Consider the following 12,928-nt stretch of genomic DNA (forward strand, 5'->3'; position numbering starts at 1 on the left):
GCTCGGACCATGCACGACCGAGGGGTCGTGCGCACCATCGGACGAAGGAGAAGGATCATGAAGGCACGCAGCGCATGGATCGTCACCGGGGCGCTCGGCGCGGTCGGTCTTGGAGCGACGGTGGCGACCGCCCAGGGCGCGTTCGACGCCCCCGAGCCGGCGACCGTCTCGCCGTCGGTCCAGGTCAGCACGTCGAGCACGCCGACCGGCTCGCCGACCGACGCACCCGCCACGTCCGCGACGCCCAGCCCGACCGACGTCCAGAACGGGACGTCGATCACGACCGTCACGGCGAACACGTCCGCGTCCCCGAGCACCGCGGGCTCGGCGGACACGTCCGGCTCGGCCGTGACGAGCCAGACCCCGAACACGCCCAACACCCCGCCCACGGCGAACACGCCGCAGACGCCGAACACCCCGCCCAGCCCGGTCACGCCGCCGTCGCCGCAGTCGGCCGACTGACCGAGGCGCACCCAGGGCCACCGTGCCGAACCCGGGTCCGCGGGTCACGAGGGACCACCTCGTGACCCGCAGGCCCGGGTTCGACGTGTCAGGGGTGCGTCCGCGCCCGTCAGGTCGGCAGGCGGGACCGCGGACCCGGCAGGTCAGCGGTCCCGCAGGTCAGCGGGCGACGTCGGCGAGCCGGTAGCCCATGCCGCGCACGGTGACGAAGTGCTCGGCCCCGAGCTTGTTGCGCAGGTAGCGCACGTACACGTCGACGACGTTCGAGCCGGGGTCGAAGTCGTACCCCCACACGCGCGACAGGAGCTGCTCGCGGCTCAGCACCTGGCCGGGGTTGCGCAGGAACGCCTCGGCGAGCGCGAACTCGCGCGCCGAGAGGTCGACCTCGCGCTCCGCGGTGCGCGCGCGGCGCGTGCGCAGGTCGAGGCTCAGGGCGCCGTGGGTGAGCACCGTGACCTCGCCCGCGGGCTCGCTGCGCAGGCGCAGCCGGATGCGCGCGAGCAGCTCCTCGAACCGGAACGGCTTGGCCATGTAGTCGTCGGCGCCGCCCTCGAGCCCGGCGACGGTGTCGGTGACCGACGTGCGCGCGGTGAGGATGATGACGGGGATCGCGTTGCCCGTCTCCCGCAGGCGCCGCAGCACGGTGAAGCCGTCCTGGTCGGGCAGGCCCAGGTCGAGCACGAGGAGCGCGAAGTCACCGGTGCCGGCGAGGTCGAGAGCCTCCCGTCCCGTCGCGACGGTCGTGCTGGCGTATCCCGCCGCGCGCAGCCCCTTGGCCACGAACGACGCGATGCGGGTCTCGTCCTCGGCGACGAGGATCTGGCTCACCGGGTGGTCCTTCCGTCGGGGGCGGGGTACGAGGGCGGACGGCGGTCGTCGGGAGCCGCGTCCGGCGGTACCGGCGGCCCGGGGTCGGGCGGCGGCAACGACGGGGTGGCGGCGGACGGCGCGCTGGGCACCGTCGGTGCGGTGGGCGCCACCGGGGCAGGCGCGGGGGGCCGTCCGGGCGCGGAGCCGTGCGGCCCGGGCGTCGGGCCGGCCGCGTCGGGGGACGCGGCGACGACCGGGACGAGCGGGAGGTCCAGCGTGAACGTCGACCCGACGCCGGGCGTCGACGCGACGAGCACCCGGCCGCCGTGGCCCTCCGCGATCGCCGCGACGATCGCGAGGCCGAGCCCGGCGCCCTCCGGGTGGGCGGCTCCGGGCGTGGTGGCCTGGGCGAACCGCTCGAAGACGCGCGCCTGCTGCTCGGGGGCGATCCCGACGCCCTCGTCGCGGACCCATGCGCGCACGCGCGTGCCGTCGTCGGACACCGCCGAGCCGAGCGCGACGACGGACCCGGGCGCCGAGAACTTCACCGCGTTGGCGGCGAGCTGCAGCAGCGCCTGGGTGAGGCGCTGCGCGTCGGCGCGCACGGCGACGTCGGCCCGCGCGTCGACGAGCCAGCGGCGCTCGCCGAGCGTCCGGACCTTGTCGTGCACGTCGTCGAGGAGGCGGCCGAGGTCCGTGTCGACCGGGCGGACGAAGTCGGGGCGACCGGCGGTCGCGAGCGTCACGAGGTCGTCGACGAGCCGGTTCATGCGGTCGAGCTCGTCGAGCGCGAGGTCGCGCGTCTCGGACGCGTCCGTGGCGTCGTGCGGGTCCATGAGCTCGAGGTGCCCCCGGACCACGGTGAGCGGGGTGCGCAGCTCGTGCCCGACGTCGTCGATGAGCCGCCGCTGCGAGTCGAACGCCCCCTCGATCCGGTCGAGCATGCCGTTCACCGTGCGCGACAGGTCCGAGAGGTCGTCGTTGCCGGTCACCGGGATGCGCGCGGACAGGTCGGTCTCGCCGATGTCCTGCGCGGTGCGTGACAGCGTGCGGATCGGCTGGAGGAGGCGCCCGGCGACGGCCCACCCCGCGACGCCGATGAGCACGAGGGCGCCGAGCGCCACGACCGCGTAGGTCCGGAAGACCTGCGCGAACTCGGCGTGCTCGGCCGAGCGGTCGTAGGCGAGCACGAGGGCCGCGGGCTCCTGGCCGGCCGCGGCGCCCGAGCCGCCGACCGTGTGGACCGGCGCGACGAGGGCGCGGTACTCGGCCGTCGCGGTCCGCGGGGAGCGCAGCACGACGTCGTCGCCCGACGCGAGCGGGGACAGCGTGGCGACGAGCTCGGGATCGTCCTCGAGCCGCAGCCGCACCTCCTGCTGCGAGACGAGCGGCGTCCGGCCCTCGCGCAGCCCGAGGATGCCCTCGTTGTGCGCGGGGACCGTGAGCTGGATCGAGGCGACGACGACGTCCTCGGCGGACGTGAAGGGCTCGCCCGTGACGGGGTTCACCCCGGACTCCGCGAGCTGCGCGAGCTCGTTCGCGCTCCGGGTCAGGCTCTCGTCGATGCGCGCGTCGATCTGCCCGCGCTGCAGGAACCAGGCCGCGCCGCCGGCGAGGAGGAGCGCGAGGGCGGAGAGCCCGAGGAACGCCGCGAGCATGCGGGTGCGGACGGTCAGCCCCGCGCGGCGCGTCCGGCGGCTCACCCGTCGCCCCGGTCGGAACCGCTGCGGTCGTCGTCGTCGTCATCGTCGTCGTCGCTCGACGGCGGGGCGGGCGTCACGCGGTCGTCGTCGTCATCGTCATCCCCATCGTCGTCGTCCCCGTCGTGGTCGTCGTCGGAGGCGGTCGGCGAGGGGGCGGGCGTGGTCGTCGGCGGGGCGGGAGCGGGCGTCACGACCACGGCGCCCCCGATCTCCCGGTCCTGCGGGCGCGCGGCCAGCGCACCGGCGGCGGCCGCGCCTCCGAGGGCGAGCACGAGCACCCCCACGAGCCACGCGACGGTCCGGCGAGTCATGGCCCCAGTATCCGAGAGCAGGATGAGCCGCACATGAGAAGGGGAGGCGGCCGGTCAGGCTCCCGCGAGCCAGTCGTCGACGCCGGCCAGCAGGCGCTCCTTCGTGCCCGACGACGCCCGGCTCGCCCGGATCGACGACCGCGCCAGCGCGGCGAGCTCGTCGTCGGAGAACCCGTGCTCGTGGCGCGCCGTCTCGTACTGCGCCACGAGGCGGGACCCGAAGAGCAGGGGGTCGTCCGCGCCGAGCGCGACCCGGGCCCCGGCGTCGACGAGCGCCCCGAGCGGCACCTGACCGGCGTCCTCGTACACCCCGAGGGAGACGTTGGACGCCGGGCACACCTCGAGCGCGATCCCGCGGTCCACGACGTCGTCCAGCACGTGCCGGTCCTCCGCGGACCGCACGCCGTGGCCCAGCCGGTCCGGGACGAGCTCGCGCACCACCTCGTGCACGTGCGCCGGCCCGAGCAGCTCGCCCCCGTGCGGCACGGACGCGAGCCCGGCGCGCCGCGCGATGGCGAACGCGCGCGCGAACTCCGCGGTGTCCCCGCGGCGCTCGTCGTTGCTCAGGCCGAACCCCACGACCTCGCCCGCCCCCTCGCCCGCGTACTGCGCCGCGAGGCGCGCGAGCGTGCGCGCGTCCAGCGGGTGCCGCATGCGCGACGCCGCCACGACCACCGCGACCTCCGTCCCCGTCGCGGCGCTCGCGGACCGCGCCGCGTCGAGCACGATCTCCACCGCCGGGGTGATGCCGCCGACGAACGGCGCGTACGACGTCGGGTCCACCTGGATCTCGAGGCGCCCCGACCCCTCGGCCGCGTCGTCCTGCGCGGCCTCCAGCACGATGCGGCGCATGTCGGCCTCGGAGCGCACGCACGCCCGCGCGGCGTCGTACAGGCGCTGGAACCGGAACCAGCCGCGCTCGGTCGGGGGGAGCCGGAGCGGGTCGCCGTCGACGAGCGCGTGCGGCAGCCGCACGCCGTACTGCGCGGCGAGGTCGCGCAGCGTGTCCGGGCGCATCGACCCGGTGAAGTGCAGGTGCAGGTGGGCCTTGGGAAGCGTCGCCAGGTCTCGCACACGGGGAGTCTGTCACGCGGACCCGGCCCGCGCGTCGGCACGGGCCGGGGCCCGACGGCGGTCCGCCCCCGGCGCGGGCCCCGCCCGGCGCGACGTCGGCTCAGGTCCCGGTGAGGAACCCGCGCTGCATGGCGACCGTCACCGCGGCGGTCCGGTCGTCCACCCCGAGCTTGGCGAACGCGCGGAGCAGGTGCGTCTTCACGGTCGCCTCCGCGATGAACAGCTCCTGCCCGACCGCCGCGTTCGACAGCCCGCGCGCGACGAGGCGCAGCACCTCGACCTCCCGGTCCGTGAGCCGGTCCGCCCCGCGGACCGACGTGACGAGCCGGGTCGCGACGCTCGGCGCGAGCACGGTCTGCCCGCGTGCCGCGGCGCGCACCCCCGCGACCAGCTCGTCGCGGGGCGTGTCCTTGAGCAGGTAGCCGGTGGCCCCCGCCTCGACCGCGCGCAGGATGTCGGCGTCGGTCTCGTACGTCGTGAGCACGACGACGCGCGGGCCGCTGGCCGCGCCGCCGCGCCCCGCGCCCCGGCCGGGCGCGCCGACGATGGCCGCCGTCGCGCCGACGCCGTCGAGCACGGGCATCCGCAGGTCCATGAGCACCACGTCGGGCGCCAGCTCGCGGGCGAGCGCCACCGCCTGCTCGCCGTCGCCCGCCTCGCCGACGACCTCCAGGTCGGGCTCGGCGGCCAGCATGCCGGTGATCCCCGAGCGCACGACCGGGTGGTCGTCCACGACGAGCACCCGGACGACGCCGTCCCCGGTCGGGCTCATCGCACGTCTCCCGCCCGCGTCGTCGCGCGCGCGCCCGTGGCCGGTCCGTCCGGCGACGCGCCGGCGGGCAGGCGCACCGCGACGCGCGTCCCGCCGCCGGGAGCCGGCCCCACCTCGAGGCTCCCGCCCTCCGCCGCCACGCGCTCCCGCATGCCCCGCAGCCCGTAGCCCTCGGTGAACCCCGGCGCGTCCGCGGGCAGGCCGCGCCCGTCGTCGGACACCTCGAGGACCGTCCCCTCCGCGTCCTGCCGGAGGTCCACGCGCACGGCCGCCGCAGCCGCGTGCCGCCGGACGTTCGCGAGCGCCTCCTGGGCGGACCGCAGGAGGACGACGTCGTCCGCGCTCGACAGCCGGAGGGCCTCCGGCGCCGTGAGCTCGACGCGCGTCCCGGTCTCCTCCGCGAACCGGCCCGCGAGCCGGCGCAGGGCCTCGCTCAGCGTGCCGCCCTGCAGCGGTGCGGGGGCCGAGGCGGCGACGAGCGCGCGCGCCTCGGCGAGGTTGTCGCGCGCCGTCGACTCCACGAGCGCGAGCCGCTCGCGCGCGGCGTCGGCGGCGCCCCGGTCGAGGTCGGCGCTCGCGGCCTGCGCGAGCATGACCACGCTCGTGAACCCCTGCGCGAGCGTGTCGTGGATCTCCTGGGCGACGCGCTCGCGCTCGGCGAGCACCCCCGCCTCGTGGGAGGCGCGGCCGAGCTCGGCCTGCGTCGCGCGCAGCTCGTCGACCAGACGGGCGTGCCGCTCCGCCTGGCGCATCGTGTGCGCGGTCCACAGCCCGAGGCTCAGCGCGAACGCGAGCGCGACCCCCATCTGCGGGGCGGAGCTCGCGAGCTCGTCCGGCTCGACCCGGCCCGTCGCCGGGTCGAACGCGAGCGCGAGCGCGGTGCCCGCGGCGAGCGCGACGCACAGCACCACCTGTGCCCACAGGTGCTCCGAGAGCATCCAGATCTGCGTGAACACCGCGAACAGCAGGAGCGTGCCGAGGGCGTCCTGCCCGACGACGACGAGCGTGCAGGCGACCGCGACGACGAGGTACACGTGGGCCGTCACCTGGTCCCGCGTCCGCGCGGCCCGTCGTCCCCAGCCGAGGTACCCGACGAGGATCACGGCGACCGCCGCGAGCGAGACCGCGAGCGCCGTACCGCGGACGTCCGCGGTGAGGAGCGCGAGCGCGCTGAGCACGACGATGACGGAGAACGCCACGTCCCACCAGCGCACGTCGCGCGCCCACGTGCCGTCGAGCTGGGCGGTCGCGGCGTCGGCGGTGTCGACCACCCCCGCGACCGCCCCGCCCGGCGGCGGCGTCTCAGCCGTCGTCACGGCGCCGCCACCGGAACGAGCGTGCACCGACCACGAGCCCCACGACCAGCCATGCGACCAGTACAGCAGCGGTCGCGCCGTGCTGCCACGACCCCGACGGCTCGAGGGCCGCCGCCTGCTCCGGGAGGAACACCGAGCGCATACCCTGCGCCATCCACTTGAGGGGGAACAGCGACGCGACGGTCTGCATCCACGACGGCAGCGCGAAGAACGCGAAGAAGACCCCGGAGATGAACTGCAGCACGAGGACGACGGGCGTGACGACCGCCGTCGCGGACTTGCCGGACCGCGGCAGCGACGAGAACGCCACCCCGCACACCGCGCCCGCGGCGCACCCGAGCACGAACACCCAGGCGAACGTCGCGAGCCGCGCGCCGCCGTCGGGCATCTCCCACGGCATGGGGACGTCGTAGACCGTCGCGGCGAGCGCCAGGAGCAGACCGGTCTGCACGACCGACGTCAGCAGGACGAGCCCGACCTTGCCGTAGAAGTACGCGGACGGCGGCAGCGGGGTAGAGCGCAGCCGCTTGAGCGAGCCGTCGTCGCGCTCGACCGCGATGGAGATCGCGAGCGACTGGAAGCTCGTGAGCATGACGCCGGTCGCGATCATGCCGGGCAGGAAGTACTGCGCGAACGGCACGGAGTACGCGGCCGTGCCCTGGTCCTGCCCGTCGAACACCGTCGCGAAGATCGCGAGCATGATGAGCGGGTACGTGAAGATGAAGATCACGGCGTCGCGCTCGCGGAAGAACGCGCGCAGCTCCGCGCGGGTGCGCTCGATCCCCAGCCGGCCGGCGCCGGGCAGGGCGGCGGGTCGGGCGGAGCGCGTGGGCCGGGCGGCGGTCGGGGCGGTGGTCACTTGCGGGCCTCCTCGGGGACGACGGCGGTCGTGCCGTCGGGCGTGCGGTCCCCGGCGGGCGCGCCGGGGGAGTCGGGGGAGTCAGGCGCGGGCGTGCGGGCGGGCGGGGCGGCGGGTGCCGTGGTCGGCTCGCCGATGAGCTCGAGGTAGACGTCCTCCAGGCTCGGGCGGGTCACCGCGAGGCCGGGGACCTCGCCGTCGGGGCCGGCGAAGCGCGCGGCGAGGGACGCGACGAGAGCGGTGGGGGAGTCGGTGCGCTCCGACCGCCAGGCGCCGTCGTCCAGCCAGCGGACCTCCGGACGGCGCGCGTCCGGGCCGCCGAGGCGGTCGGGCGCGTCGAGCGCGACGACCCGGCCCGCGCGCACGACGGCCGCGCGGTCGGCCAGGTGCGCGGCCTCGTCCAGGTAGTGCGTGGTGAGCAGGATCGTCGTGCCGTCCTCGCGCAGCGAGCGGACCAGCGCCCAGAACGCGCGGCGGGCCTGCGGGTCGAACCCGGTCGTCGGCTCGTCGAGGAACAGCAGCTCCGGCCGCCCCACGATGCCGAGCGCGACGTCCAGGCGGCGACGCTGGCCGCCGGAGAGCTGGCGCGTGCGGGTCCGGGCCTTCTCGCGCAGCCCGACGGCGTCGATCACCTCGTCCGGATCCCGCGGCGCGGGGTAGAACGTCGCGAAGTGCCGGACGATCTCGGCGACCGTGAGCTCGGCCTGGTCGCGCGAGTCCTGGAGCACGACGCCGATGCGCGAGCGCCAGGCGCGGCCGGCGGTCTGGGGGTCCTCGCCGAGCACGAGGACCTCGCCCGCGTCGCGGCGCCGGAAGCCCTCGAGGATCTCGACGGTCGTCGTCTTGCCGGCGCCGTTGGGCCCGAGGACGGCGAAGATCTCGCCGCGCTCGACCCGCAGGTCGACGCCGTCGACCGCCCGCTTGGCGCCGTAGCTCTTGCGCAGGCCACGGACCTCGACGGCCGGGCCGCTCTGCCGGGCGCCCGCGGTGGGGGAGCCGGTGGGGAGGGATGTCGTCGTCATGGGACCAGCCTGTCGGCGAGGCTCCGTCGCCCGCGACGGCCGTTCGTCCGGACCTCGTGTCCACCGATCGGTGGACGGCGGTTCGACCAGGGGCCGCGCGTCGCGTACAGTGATCCCTCGGTGGTTGACGCCCGCCACGCTGGCCCGCGCCCGAGACGCGTGTTTCGTCCCGGGGCCGGGGGCTCGTACGGCGTCGTCGAGCACGAAGGGTAGTGGCGCAATTGGTAGCGCAGCGGTCTCCAAAACCGCAGGTTGCAGGTTCGAGTCCTGTCTACCCTGCACGGCGTGGCTCTCGTGGGACCTTCCCGGGAACCACGCGCGGCCCGGCACCGGGTCGCACCGAGGGTTCGAGCAGGTCCCGCACGTGAGCGATGGGGAAGAACGAGTGAGCGAATCGCCGTCAGAGGCCGTGGGTGCAGGCGGCGCACGCGCCGACGAGGTGAAGAAGAAGGGCCGTCCGTCCGCGGACAAGAAGCCCAACATCTTCGCGCGCATCGCCCTGTTCGTGCGCCAGGTGGTCGCCGAGCTCCGCAAGGTCGTCACGCCGACGCGCTCGGAGCTCATCACCTACACGACGGTGGTCCTGGTCTTCGTGGTCGTGGTCATGGCCTTCGTGACCGTGCTCGACCTCGGGATCGGCAAGGCCGTCATGTGGGTCTTCGGCTAGCGAGCCCCCTCCGCCCGGTCGTGCCGGGCCTCACCACGGCTTCCGGCGCCCCTCGGGGCGCCGTCGGCGCTTCCAGAAGAAGTCATCGAGCAGTTCGTCAGAAAGCAGGTTCGTTCGTGTCCCAGGAGTCGCTGGACCAGACGGAGAACGTCGACCCGACGCAGCCCGAGGGTGCCCAGGACGACGTCGAGGAGACCACGGACGTCCCGGCGGTCGACGAGGCTGACGAGACGGCCGACGCGGACGCCGCGGTCGACGAGGTGGACGAGGACGCGTCGGAGGACGAGGCGTCGGAGGACGACCGCCCCGCCGACGAGGACGGCGACGTCATCGAGGACCCGGTCGCGGAGTTCAAGCGCACGCTGCGCACGCAGCTCGGCGACTGGTACGTCATCCACTCCTACGCGGGCTACGAGAACCGCGTGAAGGCCAACCTGGAGAACCGCATCCAGAGCCTGAACATGGAGGACTACATCTTCCAGATCGAGGTCCCCATGGAGGAGGTGGCCGAGATCAAGAACGCGCAGAAGAAGATCGTCCGACGCGTGCGCATCCCGGGCTACGTCCTCGTCCGCATGGACCTCACCGACGAGTCGTGGGGCGCCGTGCGCCACACCCCGGGTGTCACGGGCTTCGTCGGACACACCCACCAGCCCGTGCCGCTGACGCTCGACGAGGTCTTCTCGATGCTCGCGCCGATGCTGGCCCCCGCCCCGGAGCCCGGCAAGCCCGCCCAGGCCGCCGCGAAGGCACCGGTCGAGGTCGACTTCACGGTCGGTGAGTCGGTCACCGTCACGGACGGCCCGTTCGACACGCTGCCCGCCACGATCTCCGAGATCAACGTCGAGAACCAGAAGCTCAAGGTCCTCGTCTCCATCTTCGGCCGGGAGACCCCGGTCGAGCTGTCGTTCAACCAGGTCGCCAAGATCTGACGCGCCGCACGGCACCGGCCGTGCGCGCGTGAGCGCAGTACTGCAACCGGGTCATCGCCCACGGCGTCGGCCCACGAGAAGAAAGTCAGGGAAGAGTCATGCCTCCCAAGAAGAAGGTCTCCGGCCTCATCAAGCTCCAGATCCAGGCCGGTGCGGCGACGCCCGCCCCGCCGATCGGCCCCGCGCTCGGTCAGCACGGCGTGAACATCATGGAGTTCTGCAAGGCCTACAACGCGGCGACCGAGTCGCAGCGCGGCAACGTCATCCCCGTGGAGATCACGGTCTACGAGGACCGTTCGTTCACGTTCGTGACGAAGACCCCGCCGGCCGCGGAGCTCATCAAGAAGGCCGCGGGCGTGCAGAAGGGCTCGGCCACGCCGCACACCGTCAAGGTCGCGAAGATCACCGCCGACCAGGTGCGCGAGATCGCCCAGACCAAGCTCGAGGACCTCAACGCGAACGACCTCGACGCCGCGTCGAAGATCATCGCGGGCACGGCCCGCTCGATGGGCATCACCGTCGAGGGCTGACGCCCTCCCCGCCGGCCCCTGGATCGTTCCCCACGGTCACGACCTCCTGGGGAGCGATCCGGGGTTCGGCACACCAAGACCGTCCGTCCACGACCGTGGACGGCAGTGGCAGGGTCCGCGCGGACCCGCAGACCACGACTGCAGAAGGAGAAGCAGATGGCAACGCGCAGCAAGGCGTACCGCAACGCCGAGGAGAAGATCGACCGCGAGCGTCTCTACGCGCCGCTCGAGGCGGTCCGTCTCGCCAAGGAGACGTCGACCGTGAAGTACGACGCGACCGTCGAGGTCGTGTTCCGCCTGGGTGTCGACCCGCGCAAGGCGGACCAGATGGTCCGCGGCACGGTCAACCTGCCCCACGGCACGGGCAAGACGGCCCGCGTCATCGTCTTCGCGAACGCGGCGAAGGCTGAGGAGGCCCGTGCGGCCGGCGCCGACGAGGTCGGCGGCGACGACCTCATCGAGAAGGTCGCCGGTGGCTACACCGACTTCGACGCCGCCGTGGCGACGCCGGACCTCATGGGCAAGGTCGGCCGCCTGGGCAAGGTGCTCGGTCCCCGTGGTCTCATGCCGAACCCGAAGACCGGCACCGTGACGATGGACGTGGCGAAGGCCGTGTCCGACATCAAGGGCGGCAAGATCGAGTTCCGCGTCGACAAGCACGCGAACCTGCACTTCATCATCGGCAAGGTCTCGTTCGACGAGAAGGCGCTCGTGGAGAACTACGCGGCGGCCCTCGAAGAGGTCCTGCGTCTCAAGCCGTCGTCCTCGAAGGGCCGGTACATCACCAAGGCCACGCTGACGACGACGATGGGCCCCGGCATCCCGCTGGACCAGTCCAAGACGACGAAGCTGCTGGAGGACGACGCCGCCTGACGGCAGTCCTCTCCGCGGGTGGTTCCCCACCCGCACCACGCACGACGGCGCGGCACCCTGCGAGGGTGCCGCGCCGTCGTCGTCTCCGTACGCGCCCTGCCACCAACGCCGAGCCCGGGATCCCTCCCCAGCATCGATGGTCTCTCGGGAAGGATCCCGGGTTCGGCAGCAGAGGGGACCAGCAGAGGCGCGACGGGCCGGGCGCCGCACCTCCGGTGCGACGCCCGGCCCGTCGTGGGTCAGCGGGACGGCGTCAGCAGGCGCCGAGGTCCTTCCAGACGCCCCACTGCCCGCTCTGCGTCGGGTTCTCGTTCGTCGTCCACCACTTCGCCTCGTAGGTGTGGCCCTGGAGGGAGACGCGGTTGCCGCCGGTGTAGACGGCCGACGCGGACCACGCCGGGGCGGTGCAGGTGCCCGGGTCCGTGGGGTCCGTGGGGTCGGTCGGGTCGGTCGGGTCCGTGGGGTCGGTCGGGTCGGTCGGGTCCGTGGGGTCCGTCGGCGTGGTTGGGCCGCTGGCGAGGCGAGAGCCGATGACGGAGGCGACCTGGTAGTTGTTCGTCTTGTCCCAGTTGATCGACCAGGTCATGACGCCGCCGATCTTGCCGTACGGCGTCGCGGGCTTGAACGAACCGCAGCCGGTGCCGACCTCGAGGCAGTCGACGGCCTTCACGACGTTGGCGAGCGGCTGGTAGCCACCGCCGGCGGCCTTCTGGACCGCGGGCACGCCGATGCCGACCTGGTCGGGGCGCAGACCCATCTCGAGCTGGATGCAGGACAGCGCGGTGAGGAAGTCGACCGTGCCCTGCGAGTAGACCTGCTGGTTGCAGCCCATCATCGAGCCCGAGTTGTAGTACTGGGTGTTGACGATCGTGAGGATGTCCTTGATCGCGAGGGTGAGCTGGTAGTACCCCATGCTCGTCGCCTGGTAGTCGATCGTCTGCGGCGCCATCGTGAGGACGAGGCTCGGGCCGGCCTTCGCGGAGAGCTGGTGCAGCGCGCTCGACATGTACGTCGCGTTGATGCCGTGCTCGAGGTCGATGTCGACGCCGTCGAAGCCGTACTCCTGCATGAGCCCGTACGCGGTGTCGGCGAAGTTCTTGGCCTCGGTCGCGTTGGAGACGATGACGTTGCCCTTCTCGCCGCCGACGGAGAGCACGACCTTGCGGCCCTGCGAGCGGATCGTCGCGATGTCCGCCTTGAACTGCGCCTCGGTGTAGCCGCCCAGCTCCGCGCTGGAGAGGTTGAACGTGATGCCGCCCGGCGTTCCGGCCAGGTTGTCGGCGAAGGCGACCGCGACGAGGTTGTACGCCTGCGGGATCTCCGACAGGCGCATCGTCACGGAGCCGTTGTCGAAGTTGTGCCAGTAGCCGGTGAGCCACTGCGTGCTGCCCGACGCCGCGGCGGCGGGTGCGGCGACGGCCGGCGCGGGCGCCGCGGTCGCGGGCGCTGCGGCGAGGGCGCCGCCCGCGGCGACGGTCGCGGCGGCGACGACGGTGGCGAGGGCGCGCAGCGCGCGCCCGGTACGGCCGCGCGCGCGGCCGGAGAGGACTGGTGTCACGGAAGTGCTCCTCGTGCTCGGGCGGGTCGCGACGTCGCG

14 protein-coding genes and 1 tRNA gene are annotated in these 12,928 nt (G+C 73.9%); 6 read left to right on the forward strand and 9 right to left on the reverse strand.

Annotated elements, in window-relative coordinates; translation table 11 throughout:
- The first annotated feature begins 57 nt into the window (after positions 1-57).
- Positions 58-462, forward strand: coding sequence for a hypothetical protein (locus tag NHH00_RS19085; RefSeq protein WP_253055109.1), 405 nt, complete (start codon positions 58-60; stop codon positions 460-462).
- A gap of 159 nt (positions 463-621) precedes the next feature.
- Here the strand turns inward: NHH00_RS19085 and NHH00_RS19090 are convergent, their stop codons facing one another.
- The 8 genes from NHH00_RS19090 to NHH00_RS19125 all read right to left on the reverse strand — a co-directional run bounded on the left by NHH00_RS19090 (position 622) and on the right by NHH00_RS19125 (position 8,329).
- On the reverse strand, positions 622-1,290 hold the full coding sequence (locus NHH00_RS19090; protein WP_253055110.1) for a response regulator transcription factor: 669 nt from the start codon (positions 1,288-1,290) through the stop codon (positions 622-624).
- Entirely contained in the window at positions 1,287-2,975 is a 1,689-nt protein-coding gene (locus tag NHH00_RS19095) for a sensor histidine kinase (protein ID WP_253055111.1), read from the reverse strand. The genes NHH00_RS19090 and NHH00_RS19095 overlap by 4 nt, the downstream gene beginning before the upstream one ends.
- Positions 2,972-3,286 carry a hypothetical protein gene (locus NHH00_RS19100; RefSeq protein ID WP_253055112.1) on the reverse strand — a complete coding sequence of 105 codons (315 nt, stop codon included), beginning with the start codon at positions 3,284-3,286 and terminating at the stop codon, positions 2,972-2,974. Before NHH00_RS19100 ends, NHH00_RS19095 begins: the two co-directional genes overlap by 4 nt.
- A 54-nt stretch (positions 3,287-3,340) precedes the next feature.
- Complete coding sequence (locus tag NHH00_RS19105) at positions 3,341-4,360, reverse strand: adenosine deaminase (protein WP_253055113.1); 1,020 nt, start codon at positions 4,358-4,360, stop codon at positions 3,341-3,343.
- Between the two features lie 100 nt (positions 4,361-4,460).
- Positions 4,461-5,132, reverse strand: coding sequence for a response regulator (locus NHH00_RS19110; protein WP_253055114.1), 672 nt, complete (start codon positions 5,130-5,132; stop codon positions 4,461-4,463).
- Complete coding sequence (locus NHH00_RS21190) at positions 5,129-6,448, reverse strand: sensor histidine kinase (protein ID WP_253055115.1); 1,320 nt, start codon at positions 6,446-6,448, stop codon at positions 5,129-5,131. The genes NHH00_RS19110 and NHH00_RS21190 overlap by 4 nt, the downstream gene beginning before the upstream one ends.
- On the reverse strand, positions 6,435-7,307 hold the full coding sequence (locus tag NHH00_RS19120) for an ABC transporter permease (RefSeq protein ID WP_253055116.1): 873 nt from the start codon (positions 7,305-7,307) through the stop codon (positions 6,435-6,437). Before NHH00_RS19120 ends, NHH00_RS21190 begins: the two co-directional genes overlap by 14 nt.
- A complete protein-coding gene (locus NHH00_RS19125) occupies positions 7,304-8,329 on the reverse strand; it encodes an ABC transporter ATP-binding protein (protein WP_253055117.1) in 1,026 nt (341 codons plus the stop codon). Before NHH00_RS19125 ends, NHH00_RS19120 begins: the two co-directional genes overlap by 4 nt.
- A gap of 206 nt (positions 8,330-8,535) precedes the next feature.
- Here NHH00_RS19125 and NHH00_RS19130 point away from each other — a divergent pair.
- From NHH00_RS19130 to rplA, 5 genes are all read left to right on the forward strand, one after another.
- A tRNA-Trp gene (locus tag NHH00_RS19130) sits at positions 8,536-8,608 on the forward strand.
- A gap of 160 nt (positions 8,609-8,768) precedes the next feature.
- A complete protein-coding gene (secE, locus tag NHH00_RS19135; RefSeq protein WP_253055143.1) occupies positions 8,769-8,996 on the forward strand; it encodes a preprotein translocase subunit SecE in 228 nt (75 codons plus the stop codon).
- 116 nt (positions 8,997-9,112) lie between these two features.
- The gene (nusG, locus tag NHH00_RS19140) at positions 9,113-9,928 is read left to right on the forward strand and encodes a transcription termination/antitermination protein NusG (protein ID WP_253055118.1); all 816 of its coding nucleotides are present in this window, start codon (positions 9,113-9,115) and stop codon (positions 9,926-9,928) included.
- Between the two features lie 98 nt (positions 9,929-10,026).
- The gene (rplK, locus tag NHH00_RS19145) at positions 10,027-10,458 is read left to right on the forward strand and encodes a 50S ribosomal protein L11 (protein ID WP_047233799.1); all 432 of its coding nucleotides are present in this window, start codon (positions 10,027-10,029) and stop codon (positions 10,456-10,458) included.
- Positions 10,459-10,614: 156 nt separating this feature from the next.
- Positions 10,615-11,331 carry a 50S ribosomal protein L1 gene (rplA, locus tag NHH00_RS19150; RefSeq protein ID WP_047233800.1) on the forward strand — a complete coding sequence of 239 codons (717 nt, stop codon included), beginning with the start codon at positions 10,615-10,617 and terminating at the stop codon, positions 11,329-11,331.
- Positions 11,332-11,584: 253 nt separating this feature from the next.
- Here the strand turns inward: rplA and NHH00_RS19155 are convergent, their stop codons facing one another.
- Complete coding sequence (locus tag NHH00_RS19155; protein ID WP_253055119.1) at positions 11,585-12,889, reverse strand: glycosyl hydrolase family 18 protein; 1,305 nt, start codon at positions 12,887-12,889, stop codon at positions 11,585-11,587.
- Positions 12,890-12,928 lie beyond the last annotated feature (39 nt).

The organism is Cellulosimicrobium cellulans (assembly GCF_024124905.1).
GTDB lineage: Bacteria > Actinomycetota > Actinomycetes > Actinomycetales > Cellulomonadaceae > Cellulosimicrobium > Cellulosimicrobium cellulans_G.

What these genes read in the sequence shown, in the direction of transcription:
- NHH00_RS19085 (WP_253055109.1), top strand. Translation starts at nt 58, where the DNA reads ATGAAGGCACGCAGCGCATGGATCGTCACCGGGGCGCTCGGCGCGGTC.
- NHH00_RS19100 (WP_253055112.1), bottom strand. Translation starts at nt 3,286, where the DNA reads ATGACTCGCCGGACCGTCGCGTGGCTCGTGGGGGTGCTCGTGCTCGCC.
- NHH00_RS19110 (WP_253055114.1), bottom strand. Translation starts at nt 5,132, where the DNA reads ATGAGCCCGACCGGGGACGGCGTCGTCCGGGTGCTCGTCGTGGACGAC.
- NHH00_RS19125 (WP_253055117.1), bottom strand. Translation starts at nt 8,329, where the DNA reads ATGACGACGACATCCCTCCCCACCGGCTCCCCCACCGCGGGCGCCCGG.
- rplK (WP_047233799.1), top strand. Translation starts at nt 10,027, where the DNA reads ATGCCTCCCAAGAAGAAGGTCTCCGGCCTCATCAAGCTCCAGATCCAG.
- rplA (WP_047233800.1), top strand. Translation starts at nt 10,615, where the DNA reads ATGGCAACGCGCAGCAAGGCGTACCGCAACGCCGAGGAGAAGATCGAC.